Consider the following 21641-nt stretch of genomic DNA (forward strand, 5'->3'; position numbering starts at 1 on the left):
TGTTCGTGAACATTATTTGCTAATTATTTGTTTGAGGGTGAAAAATAAGGGGTTGTTCTTGTGACTTTGTCGGGGTGTTTACCGGCTCACGAGGCTCACTAACCAGCCATGAAACATCTGTTCCATCACTACCCAAATTGGCAAAATCATAAAGCGTGCGATCAAGCAGGTGTGATGGGCGCACGTTACACAGCGCAGCAAACAGGCTGTTGAGTCGTTGAGGGTGTGATTGTTCCCAGCTAAGCAGCATCTCTTTCACCACTTGGCGCTGCAAGCCATCTTGTGAACCACACAAGTTACAAGGGATGATCGGAAATTGCTTCCATTCAGCGTATTTGGCGATATCGCGCTCATCGCAATAGGCAAGCGGGCGGATGACAATATGTTCGCCATCGTCGCTTTGTAGTTTCGGTGGCATTGCTTTGAGTTGCCCGCCATGAAATAGGTTGAGAAAAAACGTTTCCATAATGTCAAAGCGGTGGTGGCCGAGGGCGATTTTGGTCATACCATGCGCTTTAGCATACGAATATAGGTGGCCACGGCGCAGACGCGAGCATAATGAACACATGGTGTTTCCTGGCTCGATTTTATCGGTGACCACAGAATAGGTGTCGCTTTCGATGATGTGATAATCCACACCGATTGATTCTAAATACTCGGGCAGGATATGCTCGGGGAAGCCGGGTTGTTTTTGATCGAGGTTGACTGCGGTGAGCGAAAAATCAACCGGTGCGCTGCGCTGTAAGGACAATAACAAATCGAGCATCGCGTAAGAGTCTTTACCACCAGATAAGCAAACCATCACCCGATCGCCGTCTTCGATCATGCGGTAATCTTCGATCGCTTGGCCAGTATATTTGCGTAAACGTTTTTGTAATTTGCGTAGGGTAACGCTCATGGTATGCCTCAATAAAAATGCTGTGGCGCGCATCTTATCAAGATTGACTGTGGCGCAAAGAAAAAATTACGCGCATTGCTTGACAGCGACGTGAATTTGGCTAGAATAGCCGCTCTTGTTTCAAGACAAAGCCGGAGTAGCTCAGTTGGTAGAGCAACTGACTTGTAATCAGTGGGTCGCGGGTTCAACTCCTGTCTCCGGCTCCATTTTTTAGCCCAGATGGCGGAATTGGTAGACGCGCTAGCTTCAGGTGCTAGTAACCTCACGGTTGTGGAAGTTCGAGTCTTCTTCTGGGCACCATAAAAACAATATAACTAACTGTATTATATATAAATTCCAAAACAAGATAAGCAGTAAGGGACACCTGAGGCGTAGATCTTGTTTCTTAGACGTCATTCTGGCGATCATCAGTTAAACAACACCCCAAATTTATTTATCCCCTACTGGATATCATATTGCGTGATGTCTCAATACGACGCTTCTGTTGGCCAAACAAAGTTGGCGCTTGTCATATTTTTCGCTAGGCATAAAAAAAGCCCCCAGTTCATACTGAGGGCTCTGTGGATGGTGATTAATCAGTGTTGTAACTGTTGGTTAATTGCCATCACTTCTTGGAAGGTTTTATCTTCATAGCTGACTTTAGCTTGTTCATAAAGCTCGTCAACGAGTTGTTCTTCCAAAACAGCAGATTCTAAGCTGACTTTCGCCTGCTGGTTGTTCGCATAATAATCACGAACTTCCTGTGGATCTTCATAGGTGCTCGCGATCGCGTCTAAACGCTCATCGACACGTGCTTGGTCAAGCTCAACCTTGCGCTCTTCAAACAGTTTACCGAGCAATAGACCTAAGCGAACGCGACGACGCGCAGGCGCATCAAAGACTTGTTGTGCGAGTTTGTTGCGCTGTTCAGCGTCTGGAATTTGCTGCTCAAGGTTCATGTTGCGCGCCATTTGTTCGATTTCTTGCTGCACTTGGCCTTCAGCAACTTCTTGCTCACCGTTTTGCTCTAAGATAGCATCGAACATACGCTCGCGCTTAATACGACGTAGGGCATTTTCCAACTCACGCGCCATATTTTTGCGTACTTCTTTGGTGAAGGTTTCTTGATCTTTCGCATCAATGCCAAAGTTCTTGATAAAGGCTTCATCGACTTCAGGGAGAACCATTTGTTCGACGTTTTTAACATTCGCGGTGAACTGTGTGGTTTTACCTGCTAAATCTTCGCTTTGGTAGTCTTCAGGGAAGTTCACATCAAAAGAAACTTCTTCGCCTGCTTTCGCGCCTTTTAAGCCTTCCTCAAAATCCGGGAGCATTTGTCCGCTGCCGATAGTGACTTTGACGTCCTCGCCGCTGCCGCCATCAAAGGCTTCACCGTCAAGCTTGCCAACAAAATCAATGGTCACACGGTCGCTATCTTCAGCGCCTGCGGTTTTTTCGTTGAAGGTTGCTTGCTGACGACGCAAGGTCAGCAACATTTCATCAATATCGCTGTCTTGGACTTCGCTTTGTGGCAAAGTGATATCGAGTGCATCAAGGCCGTTGACGCTGACTTCTGGCATAACCTCAAACAACGCTTCAAATTTCACAGGCTCGTTGGCGGCAAATCCAGAAACGACGTTGATTTCTGGTGGGGCAACAGGCGCATGCTCACTGTCTTTCATCGCATCGCGGTAAGCCGATTCAATGACTTCGCTGAGCACTTCCTGACGAACGCTAGCGCCATATTTTTGCTTAATAACCTGGGGTGGGACTTTACCCGGACGGAAGCCGTCAAGTCGTACACGCGGACGCAGCTCTTTCAAACGCTTATCAACCGCTTCGTTTACTCGTTCTGCTGGGACTTCAACCGTCAGCTTGTGCTTTAGTCCTTCTGTATGTTCTACCGATGATTGCATAATTTCCTCAGTATAATTTCAGGTTTCGCCTGTCTGTCAAAAAAAAAGCGCCCTGAGGCGCATATATGGTGCGAAAGGAGAGACTCGAACTCTCACGGGTTGCCCCACTGGAACCTAAATCCAGCGCGTCTACCAATTCCGCCACTCTCGCAAATTCAGGGCGCGTATTAAAGCACAAAGCTTGGCCGCTGGCAAGTTATAGCGTGTTTTAAAAAATCAACCCCATTTTTGCCCACCGCAGACATCAATTATACTAAGTCTTTTTAACCCCGAAGTTGGCCTATGTCGCATCCTGCCCATTTTGACCGTATTGGCTCGCATTTTTTAAAGAACATCTATACCCGTGCTAAGGGGCAGATCCGCCTGGCCGTGTTGCAACGCGACCTTGCGGCTTTGCGTGATGGCGATCGGCGTTTACGGGTGCTCGATATTGGTGGCGGCGCGGGGCATATGGCGTTGTGGTTTTTAAGCGCAGGCCATGAAGTCACCCTGATTGACAGCTCTGAAGAATTATTAAGCGAAGCAAGAACGATGGCAGAAGCAGCCGGGGTTAGTGAGCAGCTCACTGTGCGCCGTGGCGATGCGCTCAATGCTGATACTTACCCAGAGCAGCTTGATTTTGATGTGGTGTGTTGTCATGCGGTGCTCGAATGGGTGAGCGATGGTGCGGGATTACTTGCGCAATGCTATCGCGCATTAGCCGACGATGGTGTGTTGTCCTTAATGTATTACAACTATGATGCGCTGAATTTTATCCAGCACGTCTTTGCGAATTTTGAGTATCTCGCTGATGGTTTGCACTCAGCTAACGCCGCTAAACTGACGCCAAAGTATCCACGCAAACAGACGGAAGTGGTGCATTGGCTCGAGTCTTTAGGGTTTGCTGATGCGCAATGCATTTCTGGGGTGCGATGTTTTTATGATTATATGAAACCGCGTGATCGTGAGCGTCAACCGTTAGATGACATCATTGCGCATGAATTAACGATGTCACAGCAGGCTTGCTACTTACCGGTCGCGCGTTATATCCATGAATGCCACGCTAAGCACTCTTGACCTTGGTTATGGCCTGCTTATACTGTGCGCCTTGCGCTCGCCGAACCTGATGATTCACCTATGACTCTAATTGATAGCCACTGCCACCTTGATTTTGCGATCTTCGATGAAGATCGTGACGTGGTGTTTGCGCGTGCGAATGCCGCTGGTGTAACGCAGATGGTGGTGCCTGCTGTGGCGCAGCATAATTGGTCAGCTGTGGCGAGGATGCAGGAAGATTATGGCGTGTGGCCGGCGTATGGCTTACATCCGGTTTTTACTGATCAGCATCAGCGTAGCGATATTGACGCGCTCGCTGCCTGGCTGGAGTCACATTCAGCAGTCGCAATTGGGGAAGTCGGTTTGGATGGGCGATTTGATAATCTGTCGCAGCAGGAAGATTATTTTCGTGCGCAAATTACGCTTGCACAGGGTTTAGCATTGTCGTTGATTATTCACGCACACGCAGCGCTTGAACAAGTTATTCAAATTTTGGCGGGTTATCAAGGCGTGCGTTTTGTTATCCATGCCTTTAGCGGCTCGGATCAGCAGCTGGCGCGCATTTTTGATCTAGGTGGGATGATTGGCGTTGGCGGCACACTCACGTATTCACGTGCACGACGTTTGCGCCGTCAAATCTCTCAAGCGCCACTGGATCGTTTACTACTCGAAACCGATGCGCCAGATCAACCACTCTGTGGCAAACAGGGTGAACGCAATGAACCAGCCAATGTGGTGAGCGTTTGCGCAACGCTCGCTGAACTGCGCGGTGTTGACCCACAAACAATTGCTCAAGCAACAACAGACAATGCGCAACATTTTTTTAACTCATAATAAAAAGGAAGCACTATGCCAACCGCACAAGCACGTACTGAAATAGTTTTAGGCACCGAAGCGCTCGAGCGGCTGCGTGAGTCAACGGTGATGGTCGCAGGGCTTGGTGGCGTTGGTGGTTACTGTGCTGAAGCGTTAGCAAGAGGTGGTATCGGTAAAATGATCCTGCTTGATCATGATGTGATCTCCCCGTCGAACCTGAACCGTCAATTGTTAGCGCTCAATAGCACCCTCGGGATGCGCAAAACCGAAGTGATGACAGCGCGGCTGCGCGATATTAACCCGGAGATTAAGCTGGTTGTTTTACAGGAATTTTTGCGCGCTGATGGCTCTGACCGGTTACTCGAGCCTTTAGGGCAGATAGATTTTCTCGCGGATTGTATTGATTCAATCGCGTGTAAAGCGGCATTGGTTGATGCGGCGCAACGCCGAGAGATTTCGGTGATATCTGCAATGGGTGCAGGCAATCGTGTCGATGTGCGGCAAGCGAAAATCAAAACGCTCAATCAAACCAGCGGATGTCCGCTCGCGCGTGAGTTGCGTAAATCATTAAAATTATTAGGTGCGAATTTGCGCTATCCTGTAGTGTTTTCTGACGAGCCCCGTCGCCAACCGTTACCACACCAACCGATTGCTGGTGCAGAACCGGGGCGTGCGCGTGCGGTCAACGGCACGGTCTCTTACATGCCCGGCCTGTTTGGCTTGATGATGGCTGGGCATATTTTGCATGCACTTGCGGAACCAGATAATCATGAGCAAAGTTAAGCTGCTCAGGCCTAAGTCTGGTAAAAAGCTGTTGGTGGTCAACAAACCTTATGGGGTGCTCTGTCAGTTTTCTGATGGGCAAGGACGTGCGACATTAAAGGATTATGTCGATGTGCCAGGTGTCTATCCGGCTGGGCGGCTTGATCGCGATAGTGAAGGCCTGGTTGTTCTCACCGATGATGGTGGGCTGCAGGCGCGTATCGCCGATCCACAATTTAAATTGGCAAAAACGTATTGGGTGCAGGTTGAGCGTGAACCCGATGAGGCAGCGCTCGATCAGTTGAGAAAAGGCGTATTGCTCAAAGATGGCATGACCTTGCCGGCGCAAGTACGTTTGATTGCCGAACCGACATTATGGCCGCGTGATCCGCCGGTACGCTTTCGTAAAGATATCCCGACGGCGTGGTTGGCGATTACCATTCGTGAGGGGCGCAACCGACAAGTGCGACGGATGACGGCCGCAGTAGGCTATCCAACTTTACGATTAGTGCGCATTCAAGTTGGCAGTACCCACTTGGGTGCATTATCATTAGGGACGTATAAATATATCGATGGGGTTTAGCATGAAAGATGCGCTGGCTTTGCTTGTTGAACGAAAAGATGTGCCGCCAGAGATGATGCAGGCAGCAGTCTCACAGATGATGACGGGTGAAGCTGATCCGGCAGCGGTAGGCGCATTTCTGATTGCATTGACGGCAAAAGGCGAAACCGTTGCTGAAGTGAGTGCTGCTGCTAAAGTCATGCGCGAATTGGCGAAAACCATCGATATAGATGGTTCGGAAATACTGGTTGATCCGGTTGGTACGGGTGGTGATGGTGCCAATCTATTTAATGTCTCAACGGCGAGTGCGATTATTGCTGCAGCTGGTGGAGTGAAAATTGCCAAGCATGGCAATATCGCTGCGAGTAGCGCTTCAGGAAGTGCAGATGTGTTGCGCGAAGCCGGCGTTGTTTTGGATATTGCCCCTGAAGATGTGGCGGCGTGCGTGCGCGAAACCGGTTTTGGTTTTATGTTTGCTCAAGCTTATCATCAGGCGATGCGCCATGTTGTGCCGGTGCGGCGTGCGCTTGGTGTACGGACAGTGTTTAATGTTTTAGGGCCGCTGTCTAATCCGGCCGGGGTGAAACACCAGGTATTGGGCGTTTTTTCGAAAGCGTGGCTGCGTCCGATGGCAGAAGTCAGCCGTGCACTAGGGGCAAAACGCGTGTTGGTGGTGCATTCACATAATGGCCTCGATGAATTCAGCGTGACCCACCGTAACGATGTTGCCGAATTATGCGCCGATGGTTCGATTAAAGAATATGAAGTTTCACCACTCGCGCTCAATATGGCGCACGACCATCACCGTGAGATTGAGGTGGGGAGTGCTCAAGAATCTTTAGCACTGATTAATGCGATTTTTGCTGGTGGTGGACCCAAAGTGGGGCGTGATATGCTCGCACTCAATGCTGCGGCGATTTTTTATGTGGCGGGTAAAGTTGTCGATTTGGCAGAAGGTGTGGCATTGGCCTATAGCGTTCTTGACCAAGGGCTGGCGGCACAAAAATTAGCGGAGATTGTTTCGTTTACTGCACACAAAGGAGTGTGAGCTATGACGAGTATTTTACAGGAAATTGTTGCGGTAAAACGCGAAGAAGTGGCGGCACGTAAAAGCGTGCGTAGTCAGTCGTATTTGTGTGAGATGATCGGTGCGTTTAAAGAATTGCCACGTGGCTTTATGAACGTCCTACGCCAGCAAATAACACAAACCGAATGTGCGGTGATTGCTGAAGTCAAAAAAGCCTCGCCGAGTCGCGGGGTGATCGCTAAATATTTCGAACCACTTGAAATCGCCACAGGCTATGTTCAAAATGGCGCCTGTTGTTTGTCAGTGCTCACTGATGAGCGGTTTTTCCAAGGCAATGATGACTACTTACGGCGCATCCATGAAGCGGTGCAGGTGCCTATTTTGCGCAAAGATTTTATGATTGATGAATACCAGATCATCGAGTCACGCGCGCTTGAGGCAGATTGTGTGTTGTTAATCGCAAGTATTTTAGACGACGCGCAGCTCCATGATTACACCCGGATTGCGCATGATTTAGGGATGGATGTGCTGGTAGAGGTTCATAATCGGGAAGAATTTGATCGTGCGCTTGCTCTGCCCATTGATTGTATTGGCGTAAATAACCGTAATTTGCACGATTTTAGCGTTGATTTAAACACCTCGATTGAGCTGGCTGCGCACTTGCCTGAGCATCTATTTATGATTAGCGAGAGCGGTATTAGCACCAATCAAGATATTATTCGCCTGAAAAACGCCGGGATTTATGCCTACCTTGTTGGTAGTGCATTGATGGAGCACGACCATCCTGGCACAGAATTAAACCATTTATTAACCGGAGCGGCCCCATGAATTCATCGGTACACATTATCGATCACCCATTAGTACAACACAAACTGACTACCTTACGTCGTAAAGAGACCACCACCATGGAATTTCGTGCGGTAGCGAGTGAAATCGGCTTATTGCTTGGCTATGAAGCCTCGCGCGATTTTCCGCTCAAAGATTGCACAATTGATACGCCATTAGAGAAAATGACCAGTAAAGATTTACATGGGCGCAAAACCTGTATTATCAGTATTTTGCGCGCAGGTAATGGTTTGCTCGATGGGGTGCTTAAATTATTGCCAGCCGCGAAAGTGGGCTATGTGGGGATGGAACGCGATGAAGAAACCCATCGTCCCCGCGCTTATTATTGCAAGCTGCCCAAAGCGATGGGTGAGCGTATTACCTTAGTGGTTGATCCCATGTTAGCCACGGGATTTTCGGCGATTGAGAGTATTTCGCAAGTTAAATCCTTAGGTGCAAAAGACATTCGCTTTATTTGTCTGTTGGCCGCGCCAGAAGGGATTGATGCGCTGGTAAAAGCGCATCCGGATGTGCCGATTTATACTGCGGCTGTCGACCGGGAACTGGATAATCATGCGTATATTCGCCCAGGATTGGGGGATGCGGGAGATCGATTGTATGGGACGCTATAAACTACTAACAGCTTTGTTGTGTTGTTTGAGTAGTGCCGGGTTTGCGCTCGGGAACTACAGTGCAATGTATGATGTGTCGGTGCGCGGCGTTGGTGCGGGCCAAATGCGCCACGACGTCATCTTGACCGATAATACCTACCGTATTGATACGGTGGCTAAGCCCTCATTGGCGGCTAAAATGCTGGGTTTTGGGGTGATTAGGGAATCGGTTAAAGGGTTGCTAAATAATGGGAAAATACAGCCCCAGCGCTACCAACGCAGTATGGAAGGTGATGCCGAATACCGGTTGGTGTATGATTTTCGTCCCAACCGCCATGAAATCGCTGCGCAAATTGGTAACGAAGAAACCATTTTGAAATACGACGAGGGCAGTCATCCGCTAGATACCCTCTCACTGGTCATTCAAAGCCTGCTTGATGATGAAAACAATCAGTTGGCTGCAAAGTATGTTTTGGTTAGCGAAGATAAAGTTCGTAGCTATAGTGTTGAAGAAATGCCACATGAGAAATGGGAAGATCCTTCTGGTGCGGTGATTGATGTGCGGGTGTTTCGCCAAGTCAGCGGTAACCGACAAACCCAGATTTATTTTGCGGATAACCCATTGCGTTTGGTTAAACTCACGCAAATCAAGGACGATAAACCGCGTTTTCATCTTAAATTGATTGATTATCGCGCACTCTAATGAAAGTTTTATTGGTGAGTGTTGACCTGGTTCCGCGCTACTTCGGCGTTTTCTTAGCATCATTTCGAAGCTTAGTCGGAACGTGTGATCATATCGAGCTTAATAGCGATGCGGTGAAGGATGAGCAACGCCGCATCAGGATTTTGCGTCGCGAACCCACCTACGACCATGTGATCTTTTTTAGCTCAAGTCACGAACAAGCGCATATTTGGCTCGAACAATTTAGCGATATTGAGCATTTTGTCCTGTTGAGTATGCAGTATGAACCTGAGGTGGTGCTTGAAGAAACTCAGCGCTTTTTTCAGCAATATCCTTGGGCGCGCTGGATTGGTTGCGATAAAGACTCTTTTCGTTATTACACCTCGCTAGGTATTGATGCCTATCGCGTGCGTCCGGTGGTGTTCCAAGAACGCCAACCGATAAAAACCAACACGCAAGGTGCGGTGTGCCACGCGCTAGGGCGTATGCCGGGTAAGCATAAAGCACGTTTGTTTGCGCAAAGTAACCACTTTGTTTATCAATCCTGCCATGAAGAAGCTCAGCTACGTCGTTATATCCGTAATGAAGTCAACTACGGCGATATTCTATTGATTTACGCTGAAGCCATGCTGCGCGAACACCTGCTTATTGAAGCGTTGGTGAAGGGTAGTGTGGTGGTTGTGCCGAAAAGTTTTATTCACACATCGAATGAGCGTTGGATATTTCGCTCAGGCTGTTTGGTGGCTGATAATCTTGAGGAGGTGCAAACCTTGATGCGTGAAGGCAGTGATCCTGATGTGATGGCGCTACTGGTCGAGAAATCCATGCGTTATGTGGAAAAAAACTACGCACCGAATGTCCTTGCCGAAGAGCTCGCAAGACTCTTGCATTTTAAGGGGCGGGTTAAAGATGATTTTATGGTGCGGCGTAAGTGAGCCAGTTTTTGCATCAGTGGGGTCAGCAAATCCTTGCTTGGCGACCCTTAGAGAATTCGAAATCCCTGCAAATCATTGTTGCGTCGCTGGCATTTATCACCGGCTTGCTAGTGTGGTTCAGTCATGGGCAGACCTTTGAATTACCGGCCTTGCAACAACTCTACCGTGCATTACCACAAAGCTGGTCGCCGAATGTCAAAACGTGGTTGGGGTTTTTATTTGCCAATAGCTTATCAACCCTCTCATTATGGCTATTTACTCGGGTTGCGCTACAAATTGGCTTAGGGATTACAACCACATTTTTTCTCTTTTTGCTGCTCAATTTTAACCCGGAATTTAAGAGCGTCCGCTTAGATATCAGCATGATGCAGATCGTGATTGTGCTGTGGACGCTAAGCATTTATTGGTTCTTACGCTACTATCAGCACCACCTTTATCGCGCCTTTTTATTGTGGGCGGCGTGTTTATGGATCGCGGCATTGATTGAGCCTTGGACCTGGCTTTGGGTCTTGGGTTTACCACTGTGTTTTCTGTTTTGGCCAGGTACGGGTCGTTGGTGGCAACGTGGGATTGAGCGCGGTAAATTTTTGATTGTGTATTATCTGCTCGCAGCGCTATTGATTATGCTCGTCCCGCTGATTCATCAGCAAGTGTTCCTGCAATTTCAAGAAATGACACAACGTATTGAGCGCGCGATGTCGGATATATCGCTGTTTATCAGCGGCGATCGTGGCTTTGATTTGGCTGGCTATGACGCATTTGTGATTGCTTTAGTGTTGGTGGTGATTAATGCGCTAAAAAACGCCGGTTTTTTGATTTTGTTGGTGGTGTGGTTTGCGATGCGCCACCGCTATAGTGCAGTGCTTCCTGGTCGCGTCTGGCTATTTTTTGCTTATAACCTTGGGTTTGCTGCACTGGTTGGCGCGTTGTCACTGCTTTATCTTGGGCATTTACACAACGATTTGCTCTACACACCGATTACCATGCTCATCTTGTGGATGAGCGCGTCAGCAGTTTTTCATCTCTACCAACGCTGGCGCGCACAACGTATCGCGCCACAACACCGACTACTCACTGTGTGGTTGTTGGTTGCTTATGCGATCGCGAGTATTATCCAGTTTGGTCCCTCGCAGGATTATTTACGTGATGCTGGGTTATGGGCAGCGGATAATGCTCCAGGGAAGATTTGGAGCAATCATTATGCGTCGCTGTTTTATGTCGGTGAGTCGCCAATTGCCGGGCAAAGTGCGCAGTATGTGCGAATCAATCAAGACCGTTTACCAGCAGATTTTGCCCATGGTGATGTATTGCTCTATCAAGTTGGCCGTAAACAACAACCAGCAGCGATTATTGACCGCCTTAGCACCCAAACGGTTTTTCGTAACCAACGTGGTGATACCGTCTACGTACTAACGCTCTCTGATCGCGCACCGTAAGCATGAGTGATAAGCAGGCAAAACTTAATGCGGTACTCGCGCAGTATCAAAGTGCAGTCACATCAACGATGCGCACACAAATGCACAACGCTGATCCAACGCAAGACCCACTAGCGGCGCAGTTTATGCCGGATGTTCGCGAACTCAATGTATGTGAAACTGAATTGAGCGACCCAATTGGTGATGAAGCGCATTCACCACTGAATGGATTGGTGCATCGTTATCCAAACCGGGTGTTATGGACGATGGCGCCAACTTGTGCGGTCTATTGTCGCTTTTGTTTTCGCAAAGAACATATCGGCCGCAAAGGCCATGCATTAACGCGGGAAGAGCGTGAAGCCACGCTTGCCTATATTGCTGCCGATACGGGGATTGAAGAAGTCATTTTAAGCGGTGGTGATCCGCTTCACCTGCCGCTTGCGCAATTGCGTAAATTCTTAGAACCGCTCAATACCATCGGCCATATTCGCCGGGTTCGCATCCATACACGTATTCCTGTGGTTGATCCGCAGCGTGTGAATACTGATTTACTCGAATTATTGGGATGGTTAACGCCGCGTGTGGTTGTGGTGTTGCATATTAATCACATCAATGAATTGAGCGAAGAAGCGGTGCGGGTAATCAACGCTTTACGTGCGGCGGATGTGATGCTGTGCTCACAGACTGTGTTGCTACGTGGGGTTAATGTCGATCTCGAGAGTTTGGCGGCGTTGTTTAATGGTTTACTCGATGTTGGGGTGATGCCGTATTACTTACACCATCTCGATTTGGCGCGTGGCACACAGCATTTTCGTCTGAGCCTTGATGAGGGGTTGACGCTTTATCGTGCGTTACGTGCAACCCTGTCAGGGATTGCGGTGCCGCGTTATATTGTAGAAATCCCGGGCGGTGGCGGTAAAGTTCCGGTCACTGATCTCACCGCTAGTCAACGCGCACAACTGAAACTGGCCGGTATTTTCTAACCACCTTATGGCTCAACGTAACACCAAATGCTGTCATACCGCTGACACAATCGGTTGTGACAATAAGGTTTTTCTTAAGTATGTTTACGATGGGCAAAACACCTGGCATAAAAAACCGCAAACCGTCTAAATACGCACCCTTTATGCAGGCGCTAAAGGTGCGCACGCCAAAATATAAATTTGCCGTGGAAATCGGCGGCGATCCTGATGCGCCGTGTGTGTTGCTGATCATGGGCTTAGGCGCACAAATGCTCGTTTGGCCGAACGATTTTTGTCAGGCGTTGATTGATGCAGGGTTTCAGGTATTGCGTTTTGATCATCGCGATAGCGGCAAATCGAGTAAATACAAACACAAAAAAACACTCACCGAGCGTAATCAGCGCCTATCTCGACAGTTGCGCTTAGCCGCAGGATTTAAACTGGGCTTATCACAACAAGATGTGCCTTACGATTTATACGATATGGCTGAAGATGTGCATCAACTGCTTGCCGTACTCAACATTACGCGTTGCCATGTGATTGGTATGTCGATGGGCGGTATGATTGGGCAAATTTTAGCGGCTAACTATCCGCAGCAAGTATTGAGTTTGGGGTTACTTTCTAGCAGCAACAATCAAGCCTGGTCACGCCTGCCTCATTACAAACAGATGCTCTCGATGTTAGCGCGCGCACCGGATAAAAAAGATCATGATGCCGCGATGGCGCATACTTTGGCAACGATCGAACGTTTAGCAGGAGCGCATTATGATGCCGAAGAAGCCCAAAGGCGTGTGCAATTATTGCATCAGCGTAAATACTACCCACAAGGCAGCACGCGACATATGATGGCGGTGCTCGCAACCGGTTCACTGCGTAAATTGAATACGCATATAAAACAACCCACGCTGGTCGTGCATGGTCGTGAAGACCGTCTAATCCCACCTTCTCATGGTAAAAACCTTGAGCGCGCGATCCCTCAAGCACGCTTGGTGTTAATCGAAGGGATGGGGCATGATATCCCGCAAGCGCTGGTTGATCAGCTCGCAGCGTTGTTTACTCAGCATCTACAAGAGGCGCAAGAACTCGATAAGCGTTGAATCGCTTAATGATGACGCTCAATGTGCTATTGCTGCGGTGTGTTCAAGGTGGTGTTTACGTCCAAGGTAATCATTCATACTGAACGTCTGTTCGCTTTGGCAATGCGGGCATTGTGCGGCATTTGGTCGCGCCTCTTCTTCGCTGTATTTTTCCGCAGTCGGTGGTGCGTATCGATTCAGGCATTCCACACACAGGCGTTTAGTGAAAAAATCTTCAGGTAAGTCGGTGTGTAGCAGGGTGATAAATTGTCGGCATATGTCGCGAATATACGCATCGCTATTTTCTGAAGTGAGGCCGGTATTGACGTAGATTTGATCCTCAGTATGGGGCGACCAAATATCAATACACAAAAATGACCATACTGAAAACAGTGGATAGCGATCGCGCAAGGAAACAAAATCTTCAAGCAACGATATGCCGGCTTTCGGCATCAGCTTATTATCGAGTATTTGCGTGCACAGATATTCAGCATAATCGAATAACACTTGGCGTTCGCCGGGTTCAGACTTGGCTAAATCATTGAGTGCCTGTTGGAAAAAATCCTCAATCTCATCAGCACTTAATTGCTGTATGGTCCATTCATCAGCAAGGCGCTGTAAGGCGAGGCTGTTGTGCTCATATTTTAATTGTTCTTCAGCCCAGGCGTAATAATCGTGGGCGAATGCGACAGATAAAGCTTTTTTACCCAATAGCTCTATGGTGTTCATTGACTGATCCTAACAAGGCAATACGTTGCGCCTATTGTACGAGGTTGGTTTAACTTTACAATCCATTATCGCTTTGCAGCGCTTCCAAAATAGGGCAGTCGGGTTTGTTATCACCAGGGCATTGTGTGCTGAGTGCGTTCAATGTGTGGCGCATCGCATTAAGTTCAGCAATTTGCGCGTCAATTTCAGCAATTTTTAGCTCAGTTTTTGCTTTTACTGCTGCGCTACACCGCTTGGGATCAGAGGAAAGCACTAATAACTCACTCGCTTCAGCCAAGCTAAAACCAACCATTTTCGCGCGCTTGATGATAATCAGCTCATTAATATGGTTTTCTGCGTATTCACGGTAGTTATTTGCACTGCGAGCAGGTGGTGTGATGATACCTTGTGCTTCATAATAGCGGATGGTCTTAGCGCTTAAACCACTGTGCTGACTGACTTCTTTAATATTCATTGTTCGCTTGACCTTGACATAACAGGAAGGTTTATCCTACAACACTCAAGCAAACCAGTGAGTGATATTTGCTTAACCGATTTTATCGACTGTCGAGGAAACCGATGACTCAACCGACCATAACATTAGCTGTCAGTGGGCTTAGCTGCGGTAAATGCGTGCGCAAATTACGTGAAGGCTTAGAAGCTTTATCAGATGCCCATGATGTGCAAGTGAGTAAAATACGCGTGAGTGTGAGCGGTTCGGTGACGCGCGAGGCCGTGGTCGCGGTGATCGAAGGTTTAGGGTATTGGGTTGCTGAGTCTAAACAGTATCACTTTAACCTTGAGGGATTGTCGTGTGGACGCTGTGTGGCTAAGGTTGAGGAAGCGCTTTCTGCGCGTGATGATGTTATTACTTATACAGCTGATACCACGCATTTAAGCGTAGAAACATCGTCAGAACCTGCAGTGATGATTACACTTATTGAATCGTTGGGCTATGAAGCAACGATCGCCCAAGACGGGCAAATGGAGGGATCGGAAAGTGATTTCCAGAGTGTTGCTGCCTCAGCGTCATCGGATGTGCCGTTGCTTAAAGATGATCGCTATCAATATTTTCTTTTAGACGGTATGACGTGTGCGAGCTGTGTGTCATCAGTTGAAAAGGCGATTGCAGGTGTATCAGGGGTTAGTGATGTGCGGGTGAATTTAGCCGAGCGCAGCGCAGCCGTTAGTGGTGATTTTTCGACTCAAGCAGTCGAGGAAGCCGTAAAAGAAGCAGGTTATGGTGCTGAGCATAGTGATGATGCGCAAACCCGTCGCCAGCGTTTACAAGAGAAACAAACGATTCAGTACGCTCGTGATAAACGCGGTGCGTGGCTCGCCTTATCACTGGGTGCTCCATTGATGCTTTGGGGTATATTTGGAGGCTCTATGGTTGTTAATAGCCCTACTCAACAATGGGTGTGGGGTATGATTGGTGGCCTAACCCTATTATTGTTAATGACCGTAGGACGGCATTATTTTATTGGTGCCTGGCAAGCGCTCAAGCATAGTCGGGCCACGATGGATAGCTTGATTGCTTTGGGTACAGGCGCGGCCTGGTTGTATTCGATGGCAGTCGTGATTGCTCCAGATGGGTTTCCTGAAGGTGCGCGGCATGTGTATTTTGAAGCGACAGCGATGATTCTAGGATTGGTGACGCTCGGGCATGCGATTGAAAGCCGTGCCCGCTCACATACGTCAAGAGCGCTTGATCGTTTGATGGATTTGCAACCACAAACCGCGCTGGTGATTGACCATGGTGGTGAAAAAGAAGTGCCATTATCTTCTGTTACAGCAGGCATGATGCTGCGTTTAAAACCCGGAATGAAAGTGGCCGTTGATGGTGAGGTTTGCGAAGGGCAGAGCTATCTTGATGAGTCGATGTTAACCGGTGAGCCGATAGCCGTTGCTAAAGAGATCGGTGATGATGTTTACGCTGGCACAATCAATCAAAGTGGGACGCTGGTCTTTCGCGCGACACATATTGGTAGCGAAACCACTTTGGCGCGCATTATTAGCTTGGTGCGTCAAGCGCAAACCTCTAAACCGGCACTGGCGCATTTAGCCGATAGAATCTCGGCAGTGTTTGTGCCGTTGGTGATGGTTATTGCTTTGCTGACTGCTGTTGCGTGGTGGCTGTGGGGACCAGAGCCGAAGATGATGTACGCCTTGATTAGTGCGGTGAGCGTGTTGATTATTGCCTGTCCTTGTGCACTGGGTTTAGCAACCCCACTGTCGGTGACGATTGGCGTTGGGCGCGCGGCTGATCTTGGGGTGTTGGTTCGTGATGCAGCAGCACTACAACTCGGCGCCTCTATCGATACCGTAGTGCTCGATAAAACCGGCACGCTTACTGTGGGTAGCCCGCAAGTGGTTACACAAACTGCAACAAATGGTGACACACAAGCCTTACTTGCGCTCGCTGCCAGTTTAGAACAAGCTTCAGAACATCCTTTTGCACAAGCGATTATCAACGCTGCCGAAGATGAAGGCTTGGCGTTAGCGAGCATTGAGGCATTTCAAGCTGAGTCTGGCAAAGGCATTCAAGCGATGCTTGATGGTGAGGTGGTTGCCTTAGGCAATGCGGCGATGATGATGCAGGTCGGAGTGGATGTTGAAAAACTGCAAGAGCGCGTCAAGGAGATGTCCTCCCTTGGACAAACGCCGGTGTATGTGGCGCGAGGTGGCGCGTTATTGGGTGTGATCGGGATTAATGATCCGTTACGTGAGGATTCTACACGTGCTGTTCACGTGCTGCATGATATGGGTCTGCGGGTGGTGATGCTTAGTGGTGATATCGAAGCTACTGCGCAAGCGATTGCCAAGCAGCTGGGGATTGATGAAGTGATCGCTGGTGTTTTGCCTGAGGGTAAAGCGCAGGTGATTAAACGCCTGCAAGCAGAAGGGCACTCGGTGGCGATGGTTGGTGATGGGATTAATGATGGACCAGCGCTTGCCCAAGCAGAAGTCGGGATGGCAATGGGTGGTGGCAATGATGTGGCAATTGAAAGCGCACAATTTACCTTAATGCGCCACAGCGTGGTGGGCGTGGTCGATGCGCTCGCGCTCTCACGTGCAACCCTGCGTAATATGAAGGGCAACCTATTTGGTGCATTCATTTATAACAGCTTAGGGATTCCGATTGCCGCTGGGGTGCTTTATCCATTGCTTGGGGTGTTATTAAGCCCGGTCATCGCTGGAGGCGCGATGGCGTTATCGTCGATTACGGTGGTGAGCAACGCTAACCGTTTGCGCCTATTTCGCTCGCCAATGGCGGATAAACAATAAGACTGATTCACGTAAACTGCGTTATGAGCGCCGCTTGAGACGATTATTCTGGATGATGTTTGCCGCGAGCTCTTCAACCGATTTATGGGTGGTGTTGGTGTGGGCGATGCGGTGTTGGCGCATTAAACGCTCGGCATCGCGTACTTCCCGCTGACAATTACTGAGACTGGCATAGTCAGAATCCGGAAGCCGTTCAGAGCGAATGTGGTGTAAGCGCTCTGGATCGATCGTCAGCCCATAGAGTTTGTTCTTAAAAGGTTTGAGCATGCGCGGCAGGCCGAATTGCTCTAAATCCTCTGGGGTGAGCGGATAGTTGGCAGCGCGAATCCCGTATTGCAGTGCGAGGTACAAACAAGTGGGGGTTTTGCCGCTGCGCGATACGCCCATCAAAATTACATCAGCGTCTTTTAAGTTTTTATCGCTGATCCCATCGTCGTGGTTGAGTGAGAAGTTAACCGCTTCCATGCGCGCATCATAGCGTTCGGTATCGTTAATACCATGGATATGGCCCGGGCTGCGCTTGGCCACGGTGCCTAATTCTTTTTCTAAATCATTAATAAACGCGGCAAAAAAGCTTAAATGCAGTCCTGCGCTGTCGGTGATAATTGCATGGATTGAATCGTTAGCGATACTGGAAAATACCAACGGCCGTAACAGGCTGTGTTCTGCCGCTTCGTTGATATAACCGACCATTTCATGTGCTTTTTCCGGCGAATCAATAAACGGATGCACACTGCGGATAAACGATTGACTGTCGAACTGGCTGAGCAACGCCTCCCCCATACTCTCTGCGGTGATCCCAGTACGATCAGATAAGAAAAAAGCGTGGCGGGTTTGTGGCATTTTGATTCCTATGGATGTGCGGTTTGTTTGAGGAAATCGTTGAGGGTAACTTCAAGATGGGTCTTTTTATCTTGGTAGGTGTTCTCATTTATTTCGCCTTTTAGGTAGGCTAGCTCGAGGTGATAGAGCGAATCTTCAAATTCAAGTACCGCGTTGGTGCGTGCGAGGCGCCATTGCTGCAAGCGTACCTGCCGTTTTTTCCAATATTGGCTAAACCATAAGATAGCGCCGCAGAAAAGGGTTAATGCCAGGAAGATAAGAAAAGTATTCATGATGGGTCTGTTACATCCAGAATGTGTAAAGGAGCCTTGCTGATCGCCTGCCACAGTGCTTTACTGTGTGCGGCATGTCCGTGGTTTGGGATATGTGCTAATACGCCTTCAGCGACCTCATCGATGCCAAGTCCACGTAAATGCAATAAGTTCAGCGCGGCTTGTAGCGGCGGTAGGCTTGGGTTATACGCGGCGTTTTCGGCGTATCGCCCACTGATGATTTCGCCAGATTTAAGCGCTAACGCGACCCCTGCATAGGCGCCACTATACGGTGCGTAACTGTGTTCGGCAGCGTCGATGGCCGCTTGACTGAGTGGGGGAAGCGAATTGACATTCCCTGTTAGGGGTATGCGTTGTTGATCGAGTAAGCGGGTTTTCATCCCTAAATCAGCGGGTGAGAAATCTTGTGGGAGTAATTCAGGGAATGGGGTGTTCTGTCGGCTGGGTAGGTGAACGTGTAGGCGATCAGCATCGCGTAATTCGTTCATAAATTGTCGACAATGACCACAGGGTGGGTAGTTAACCACCACATGCGCGATACGCGTCGCCCCACGCATCCAAGCGTGGCTGATCGCGCTTTGTTCGGCGTGAACGGTTTGTGCCATCGCAGCACCGGCGTATTCTTGATTGACGCCAACATAAAAATGGCCCGCGTCATCGATGGCAATGGCGGCCACTTGAAATTGTGAGACAGGCACAACAGCGTAAGCTTTCAACTGATCGAGTAACGAGAGTGCGTAGGTTATCGGGTTAATGTCGCGATCTTGACAAATGGTTTCGATGATGTGATTGGGGATAAATGTGTCGTACTGCGCTGAGGGCATAGGGTAATCCGTAAGATAATTGCCTTAATTCGCTATTATGTCATAAACTGCCCATGTTCTTAAATGTTGGAAAGGTTATCTTATGGGTATTGTGGTGAGCTTTTTGGGCATGGCTGTCTTGATTCTTGTGGCCGTGGTGTTGTCAAAAAACCGTGGCGCCATTCGCTTGCGTACGGTGGGTTTGGCGTTTGCCCTGCAATTCTTAATCGGCGGACTGATTTTATACGTACCCTGGGGGCAACAAGCATTACTCACGGCCTCTGATGCGATTGGTAATGTGATTAACTACGGTCGTGAAGGGATGAACTTTCTGTTTGGGAATTTATTGGGTTCGTTTAATGTCGGGACCTTTGTTGACGGCAAATTTGTTGCTGACCCTGATGGCTCGATCGCCAGCACCGGCTTTATTTTTGCGCTCAATGTATTACCGCTGATTATCTTTTTCTCGTCGCTCATTGCTGTGCTCTATTATTTGGGCATCATGCAGAGGTTTATTCGTATGCTTGGTGGTGCCTTGCAAAAATTACTCGGCACCTCACGTGCTGAATCGATGTCAGCAGCGGCAAACATCTTTGTTGGGCAAACCGAAGCGCCATTGGTGGTGAAGCCTTTTATTAAAAATATGACCCAATCAGAGTTGTTCGCGGTGATGTGTGGCGGTTTAGCGTCAGTGGCTGGTTCAGTGCTCGCGGGCTATGCCGGTATGGGGGTGCCGCTGCCTTATTTGATCGCTGCGTCGTTTATGGCCGCGCCTGGTGGTTTATTATTTGCGAAATTATTAATCCCAGAAACCGAGACACCAGAAAGTAACGAACACATGGTGAAGACTTTTGCTGCTGATGATGAAGACGCGCCAGCGAATGTGATTGATGCGGCCGCTAATGGCGCAACTACCGGGATGTATATCGCGATGAATGTTGGTGCGATGCTGCTGGCCTTTATTGGGCTGATTGCGTTAATCAACGGCATGATCGGCGGGGTCGGCAATTGGTTTGGTGTGGAAGGCTTGTCGCTTGATCAACTCTTTGGCTGGATCTTTGCCCCGGTGGCGTGGATCATTGGTACCCCGTGGGCGGATGCACAAGTTGCCGGAACCTTCCTCGGGCAAAAACTCGCGATCAATGAGTTCTTTGCTTATGCGCAATTACAGCCGTATTTGAGTGGTGAGTTGGCAGGGACCTTAAGCGCAAAAACCACCGCTATTTTATCGTTCGCCCTGTGCGGGTTTGCCAACTTGAGCTCGATTGCGATTTTGGTCGGCGGTTTGTCGATTATGGCGCCTTCGCGTCGTAGCGATGTGGCGCGCCTCGGCGTGTATGCGTTAATTGCTGGTACGCTATCGAATTTAATGAGCGCGACAATTGCCGGTTTGTTTATCGGCCTTGGTGGCGCTGCTGCACTTGGCGTGGGTTAATAATGTTAAAATGGTATTTAATACATTTTTGGATATAAATGATGAACACAGTAGCAGCAAAAGACATTATTCCCTTACTCGATTTAACCTCGCTGAATGACAGTGACAATGAAAGCAGCACTCGTGCTTTATGCAAAAAAGCGGTGACGGCACACGGTCATGTGGCTGCGGTGTGTGTGTATCCGCAGTGGGTGAGCTGTGCGCGTGAAGCACTCGCAGAATTTGGCGCTACAGATATTGAGCTGGCGACAGTAGTTAATTTCCCGCAGGGTAATGACGATCAGGCCACGGTGCTTGCTCAAACCAAGCGCGCGCTTGATGATGGTGCGACTGAGATTGATGTGGTGATCCCTTATCAAGCGTTAATCGATGGCGATGAAGAGAGCCCAGCTGCGCTGCTTAAAGCAGTGTGTGAATTAACCCATCAACGCGGTGCGCTGGTGAAGGTCATCCTGGAAACCGGCGCGTTAGAAAGTGAAAAATTTATTTTACTTGCCGCAGGGATTGCTGTTGACGCTGGGGCGGACTTTCTGAAAACCTCAACCGGTAAAATTGCCACCGGTGCGACTGTCGAAGCAGTCGATTTATTGGTTGAGACGATCAGTGCTAAAGGCGTTGCCGATCACGTTGGGATTAAAGTTTCTGGTGGCGTGCGTTCTAAAGCTGATGCTGATGCCTATCTTGATTTAATCATCGATCACTTAGGCAAAGACTGGCTGAGTGCAGCGCATTTTCGTTTTGGTGCGTCGTCGTTACTCGACGATTTATTGGACCAGGTTTAAGGAGGGTTT

Annotated in this window: 22 protein-coding genes and 3 tRNA genes; 17 read left to right on the top strand and 8 right to left on the bottom strand. The window is 48.9% G+C overall.

Features of this window, described 5'->3' with window-relative positions; translation table 11 throughout:
* Nucleotides 1–19: 19 nt before the first annotated feature.
* The gene (ttcA, locus tag L0B52_RS08595; RefSeq protein WP_235064314.1) at nucleotides 20–931 is read right to left on the bottom strand and encodes a tRNA 2-thiocytidine(32) synthetase TtcA; all 912 of its coding nucleotides are present in this window, start codon (nucleotides 929–931) and stop codon (nucleotides 20–22) included.
* A gap of 97 nt (nucleotides 932–1028) precedes the next feature.
* Here ttcA and L0B52_RS08600 point away from each other — a divergent pair.
* Together L0B52_RS08600 and L0B52_RS08605 are read left to right on the top strand one after the other, a co-directional pair.
* Nucleotides 1029–1104, top strand: a tRNA-Thr gene (locus tag L0B52_RS08600).
* Between the two features lie 7 nt (nucleotides 1105–1111).
* Nucleotides 1112–1198: transfer RNA gene (locus L0B52_RS08605), tRNA-Leu, on the top strand.
* Nucleotides 1199–1473: 275 nt separating this feature from the next.
* Here the strand turns inward: L0B52_RS08605 and tig are convergent.
* Together tig and L0B52_RS08615 are read right to left on the bottom strand one after the other, a co-directional pair.
* On the bottom strand, nucleotides 1474–2793 hold the full coding sequence (tig, locus tag L0B52_RS08610) for a trigger factor (RefSeq protein ID WP_235064315.1): 1320 nt from the start codon (nucleotides 2791–2793) through the stop codon (nucleotides 1474–1476).
* A 66-nt stretch (nucleotides 2794–2859) separates the two neighbouring features.
* A tRNA-Leu gene (locus L0B52_RS08615) sits at nucleotides 2860–2944 on the bottom strand.
* 131 nt (nucleotides 2945–3075) lie between these two features.
* On the opposite strand from L0B52_RS08615, the gene L0B52_RS08620 reads away from it, so the two are divergent.
* From L0B52_RS08620 to L0B52_RS08675, 12 genes are all read left to right on the top strand, one after another.
* On the top strand, nucleotides 3076–3849 hold the full coding sequence (locus L0B52_RS08620) for a methyltransferase domain-containing protein (RefSeq protein ID WP_235064316.1): 774 nt from the start codon (nucleotides 3076–3078) through the stop codon (nucleotides 3847–3849).
* Nucleotides 3850–3909: 60 nt separating this feature from the next.
* Complete coding sequence (locus L0B52_RS08625; protein ID WP_235064317.1) at nucleotides 3910–4662, top strand: TatD family hydrolase; 753 nt, start codon at nucleotides 3910–3912, stop codon at nucleotides 4660–4662.
* A gap of 15 nt (nucleotides 4663–4677) precedes the next feature.
* Nucleotides 4678–5427: a ThiF family adenylyltransferase gene (locus L0B52_RS08630; RefSeq protein ID WP_235064318.1), complete on the top strand. Its 750-nt coding sequence runs from the start codon at nucleotides 4678–4680 to the stop codon at nucleotides 5425–5427.
* Nucleotides 5414–5989 (top strand): pseudouridine synthase, encoded by a 576-nt coding sequence (locus L0B52_RS08635; RefSeq protein WP_235064319.1) that lies wholly within the window; start codon nucleotides 5414–5416, stop codon nucleotides 5987–5989. Before L0B52_RS08630 ends, L0B52_RS08635 begins: the two co-directional genes overlap by 14 nt.
* Nucleotide 5990: 1 nt before the next feature.
* On the top strand, nucleotides 5991–7016 hold the full coding sequence (trpD, locus tag L0B52_RS08640) for an anthranilate phosphoribosyltransferase (protein WP_235064320.1): 1026 nt from the start codon (nucleotides 5991–5993) through the stop codon (nucleotides 7014–7016).
* 3 nt (nucleotides 7017–7019) lie between these two features.
* A complete protein-coding gene (trpC, locus tag L0B52_RS08645; RefSeq protein WP_235064321.1) occupies nucleotides 7020–7823 on the top strand; it encodes an indole-3-glycerol phosphate synthase TrpC in 804 nt (267 codons plus the stop codon).
* The gene (gene upp / locus L0B52_RS08650; RefSeq protein WP_235064322.1) at nucleotides 7820–8452 is read left to right on the top strand and encodes a uracil phosphoribosyltransferase; all 633 of its coding nucleotides are present in this window, start codon (nucleotides 7820–7822) and stop codon (nucleotides 8450–8452) included. Before trpC ends, upp begins: the two co-directional genes overlap by 4 nt.
* Complete coding sequence (locus L0B52_RS08655; protein WP_235064323.1) at nucleotides 8421–9134, top strand: DUF3108 domain-containing protein; 714 nt, start codon at nucleotides 8421–8423, stop codon at nucleotides 9132–9134. The genes upp and L0B52_RS08655 overlap by 32 nt, the downstream gene beginning before the upstream one ends.
* Entirely contained in the window at nucleotides 9134–10048 is a 915-nt protein-coding gene (locus L0B52_RS08660) for a hypothetical protein (RefSeq protein ID WP_235064324.1), read from the top strand. The genes L0B52_RS08655 and L0B52_RS08660 overlap by 1 nt, the downstream gene beginning before the upstream one ends.
* Nucleotides 10045–11484, top strand: coding sequence for a hypothetical protein (locus L0B52_RS08665; protein ID WP_235064325.1), 1440 nt, complete (start codon nucleotides 10045–10047; stop codon nucleotides 11482–11484). The genes L0B52_RS08660 and L0B52_RS08665 overlap by 4 nt, the downstream gene beginning before the upstream one ends.
* A gap of 2 nt (nucleotides 11485–11486) precedes the next feature.
* Nucleotides 11487–12446: a KamA family radical SAM protein gene (locus L0B52_RS08670; protein WP_235064326.1), complete on the top strand. Its 960-nt coding sequence runs from the start codon at nucleotides 11487–11489 to the stop codon at nucleotides 12444–12446.
* A gap of 89 nt (nucleotides 12447–12535) precedes the next feature.
* Nucleotides 12536–13522, top strand: coding sequence for an alpha/beta fold hydrolase (locus L0B52_RS08675; protein ID WP_235064327.1), 987 nt, complete (start codon nucleotides 12536–12538; stop codon nucleotides 13520–13522).
* Between the two features lie 18 nt (nucleotides 13523–13540).
* Here the strand turns inward: L0B52_RS08675 and L0B52_RS08680 are convergent, their stop codons facing one another.
* Both L0B52_RS08680 and cueR read right to left on the bottom strand, forming a co-directional pair.
* Entirely contained in the window at nucleotides 13541–14230 is a 690-nt protein-coding gene (locus L0B52_RS08680) for a hypothetical protein (protein ID WP_235064328.1), read from the bottom strand.
* Nucleotides 14231–14285: 55 nt separating this feature from the next.
* Nucleotides 14286–14684: a Cu(I)-responsive transcriptional regulator gene (cueR, locus tag L0B52_RS08685; RefSeq protein WP_235064329.1), complete on the bottom strand. Its 399-nt coding sequence runs from the start codon at nucleotides 14682–14684 to the stop codon at nucleotides 14286–14288.
* Nucleotides 14685–14788: 104 nt separating this feature from the next.
* On the opposite strand from cueR, the gene L0B52_RS08690 reads away from it, so the two are divergent.
* Nucleotides 14789–17497 carry a copper-translocating P-type ATPase gene (locus tag L0B52_RS08690; protein ID WP_235064330.1) on the top strand — a complete coding sequence of 903 codons (2709 nt, stop codon included), beginning with the start codon at nucleotides 14789–14791 and terminating at the stop codon, nucleotides 17495–17497.
* 21 nt (nucleotides 17498–17518) lie between these two features.
* Here L0B52_RS08690 and L0B52_RS08695 read toward each other — a convergent pair whose 3' ends face one another.
* From L0B52_RS08695 to cdd, 3 genes are read right to left on the bottom strand one after another with little or no spacing between them, the layout of a single operon-like run.
* Entirely contained in the window at nucleotides 17519–18340 is an 822-nt protein-coding gene (locus L0B52_RS08695; RefSeq protein ID WP_235064331.1) for a pyruvate, water dikinase regulatory protein, read from the bottom strand.
* 8 nt (nucleotides 18341–18348) lie between these two features.
* On the bottom strand, nucleotides 18349–18612 hold the full coding sequence (locus L0B52_RS08700; RefSeq protein WP_235064332.1) for a hypothetical protein: 264 nt from the start codon (nucleotides 18610–18612) through the stop codon (nucleotides 18349–18351).
* The gene (gene cdd, locus L0B52_RS08705) at nucleotides 18609–19436 is read right to left on the bottom strand and encodes a cytidine deaminase (RefSeq protein ID WP_235064333.1); all 828 of its coding nucleotides are present in this window, start codon (nucleotides 19434–19436) and stop codon (nucleotides 18609–18611) included. The genes L0B52_RS08700 and cdd overlap by 4 nt, the downstream gene beginning before the upstream one ends.
* An 82-nt stretch (nucleotides 19437–19518) precedes the next feature.
* Here cdd and L0B52_RS08710 point away from each other — a divergent pair, with 82 nt between their 5' ends.
* Complete coding sequence (locus L0B52_RS08710; protein WP_235064334.1) at nucleotides 19519–20850, top strand: NupC/NupG family nucleoside CNT transporter; 1332 nt, start codon at nucleotides 19519–19521, stop codon at nucleotides 20848–20850.
* 38 nt (nucleotides 20851–20888) lie between these two features.
* Nucleotides 20889–21632 (top strand): deoxyribose-phosphate aldolase, encoded by a 744-nt coding sequence (gene deoC, locus L0B52_RS08715; RefSeq protein WP_235064335.1) that lies wholly within the window; start codon nucleotides 20889–20891, stop codon nucleotides 21630–21632.
* Nucleotides 21633–21641: the final 9 nt, after the last annotated feature.

It is taken from the genome of Suttonella sp. R2A3 (assembly GCF_021513215.1).
Lineage (GTDB): Bacteria > Pseudomonadota > Gammaproteobacteria > Cardiobacteriales > Cardiobacteriaceae > JAHUUI01.

Excerpts from the sequence above, each read along its gene's own strand:
- ttcA (WP_235064314.1), bottom strand. The coding sequence starts at position 931 with ATGCGCGCCACAGCATTTTTATTGAGGCATACCATGAGCGTTACCCTA.
- tig (WP_235064315.1), bottom strand. The coding sequence starts at position 2,793 with ATGCAATCATCGGTAGAACATACAGAAGGACTAAAGCACAAGCTGACG.
- L0B52_RS08620 (WP_235064316.1), top strand. The coding sequence starts at position 3,076 with ATGTCGCATCCTGCCCATTTTGACCGTATTGGCTCGCATTTTTTAAAG.
- L0B52_RS08625 (WP_235064317.1), top strand. The coding sequence starts at position 3,910 with ATGACTCTAATTGATAGCCACTGCCACCTTGATTTTGCGATCTTCGAT.
- L0B52_RS08630 (WP_235064318.1), top strand. The coding sequence starts at position 4,678 with ATGCCAACCGCACAAGCACGTACTGAAATAGTTTTAGGCACCGAAGCG.
- L0B52_RS08635 (WP_235064319.1), top strand. The coding sequence starts at position 5,414 with ATGAGCAAAGTTAAGCTGCTCAGGCCTAAGTCTGGTAAAAAGCTGTTG.
- trpD (WP_235064320.1), top strand. The coding sequence starts at position 5,991 with ATGAAAGATGCGCTGGCTTTGCTTGTTGAACGAAAAGATGTGCCGCCA.
- trpC (WP_235064321.1), top strand. The coding sequence starts at position 7,020 with ATGACGAGTATTTTACAGGAAATTGTTGCGGTAAAACGCGAAGAAGTG.
- upp (WP_235064322.1), top strand. The coding sequence starts at position 7,820 with ATGAATTCATCGGTACACATTATCGATCACCCATTAGTACAACACAAA.
- L0B52_RS08655 (WP_235064323.1), top strand. The coding sequence starts at position 8,421 with ATGCGGGAGATCGATTGTATGGGACGCTATAAACTACTAACAGCTTTG.
- L0B52_RS08660 (WP_235064324.1), top strand. The coding sequence starts at position 9,134 with ATGAAAGTTTTATTGGTGAGTGTTGACCTGGTTCCGCGCTACTTCGGC.
- L0B52_RS08670 (WP_235064326.1), top strand. The coding sequence starts at position 11,487 with ATGAGTGATAAGCAGGCAAAACTTAATGCGGTACTCGCGCAGTATCAA.
- L0B52_RS08675 (WP_235064327.1), top strand. The coding sequence starts at position 12,536 with ATGGGCAAAACACCTGGCATAAAAAACCGCAAACCGTCTAAATACGCA.
- L0B52_RS08680 (WP_235064328.1), bottom strand. The coding sequence starts at position 14,230 with ATGAACACCATAGAGCTATTGGGTAAAAAAGCTTTATCTGTCGCATTC.
- cueR (WP_235064329.1), bottom strand. The coding sequence starts at position 14,684 with ATGAATATTAAAGAAGTCAGTCAGCACAGTGGTTTAAGCGCTAAGACC.
- L0B52_RS08690 (WP_235064330.1), top strand. The coding sequence starts at position 14,789 with ATGACTCAACCGACCATAACATTAGCTGTCAGTGGGCTTAGCTGCGGT.
- L0B52_RS08695 (WP_235064331.1), bottom strand. The coding sequence starts at position 18,340 with ATGCCACAAACCCGCCACGCTTTTTTCTTATCTGATCGTACTGGGATC.
- L0B52_RS08700 (WP_235064332.1), bottom strand. The coding sequence starts at position 18,612 with ATGAATACTTTTCTTATCTTCCTGGCATTAACCCTTTTCTGCGGCGCT.
- cdd (WP_235064333.1), bottom strand. The coding sequence starts at position 19,436 with ATGCCCTCAGCGCAGTACGACACATTTATCCCCAATCACATCATCGAA.
- L0B52_RS08710 (WP_235064334.1), top strand. The coding sequence starts at position 19,519 with ATGGGTATTGTGGTGAGCTTTTTGGGCATGGCTGTCTTGATTCTTGTG.
- deoC (WP_235064335.1), top strand. The coding sequence starts at position 20,889 with ATGATGAACACAGTAGCAGCAAAAGACATTATTCCCTTACTCGATTTA.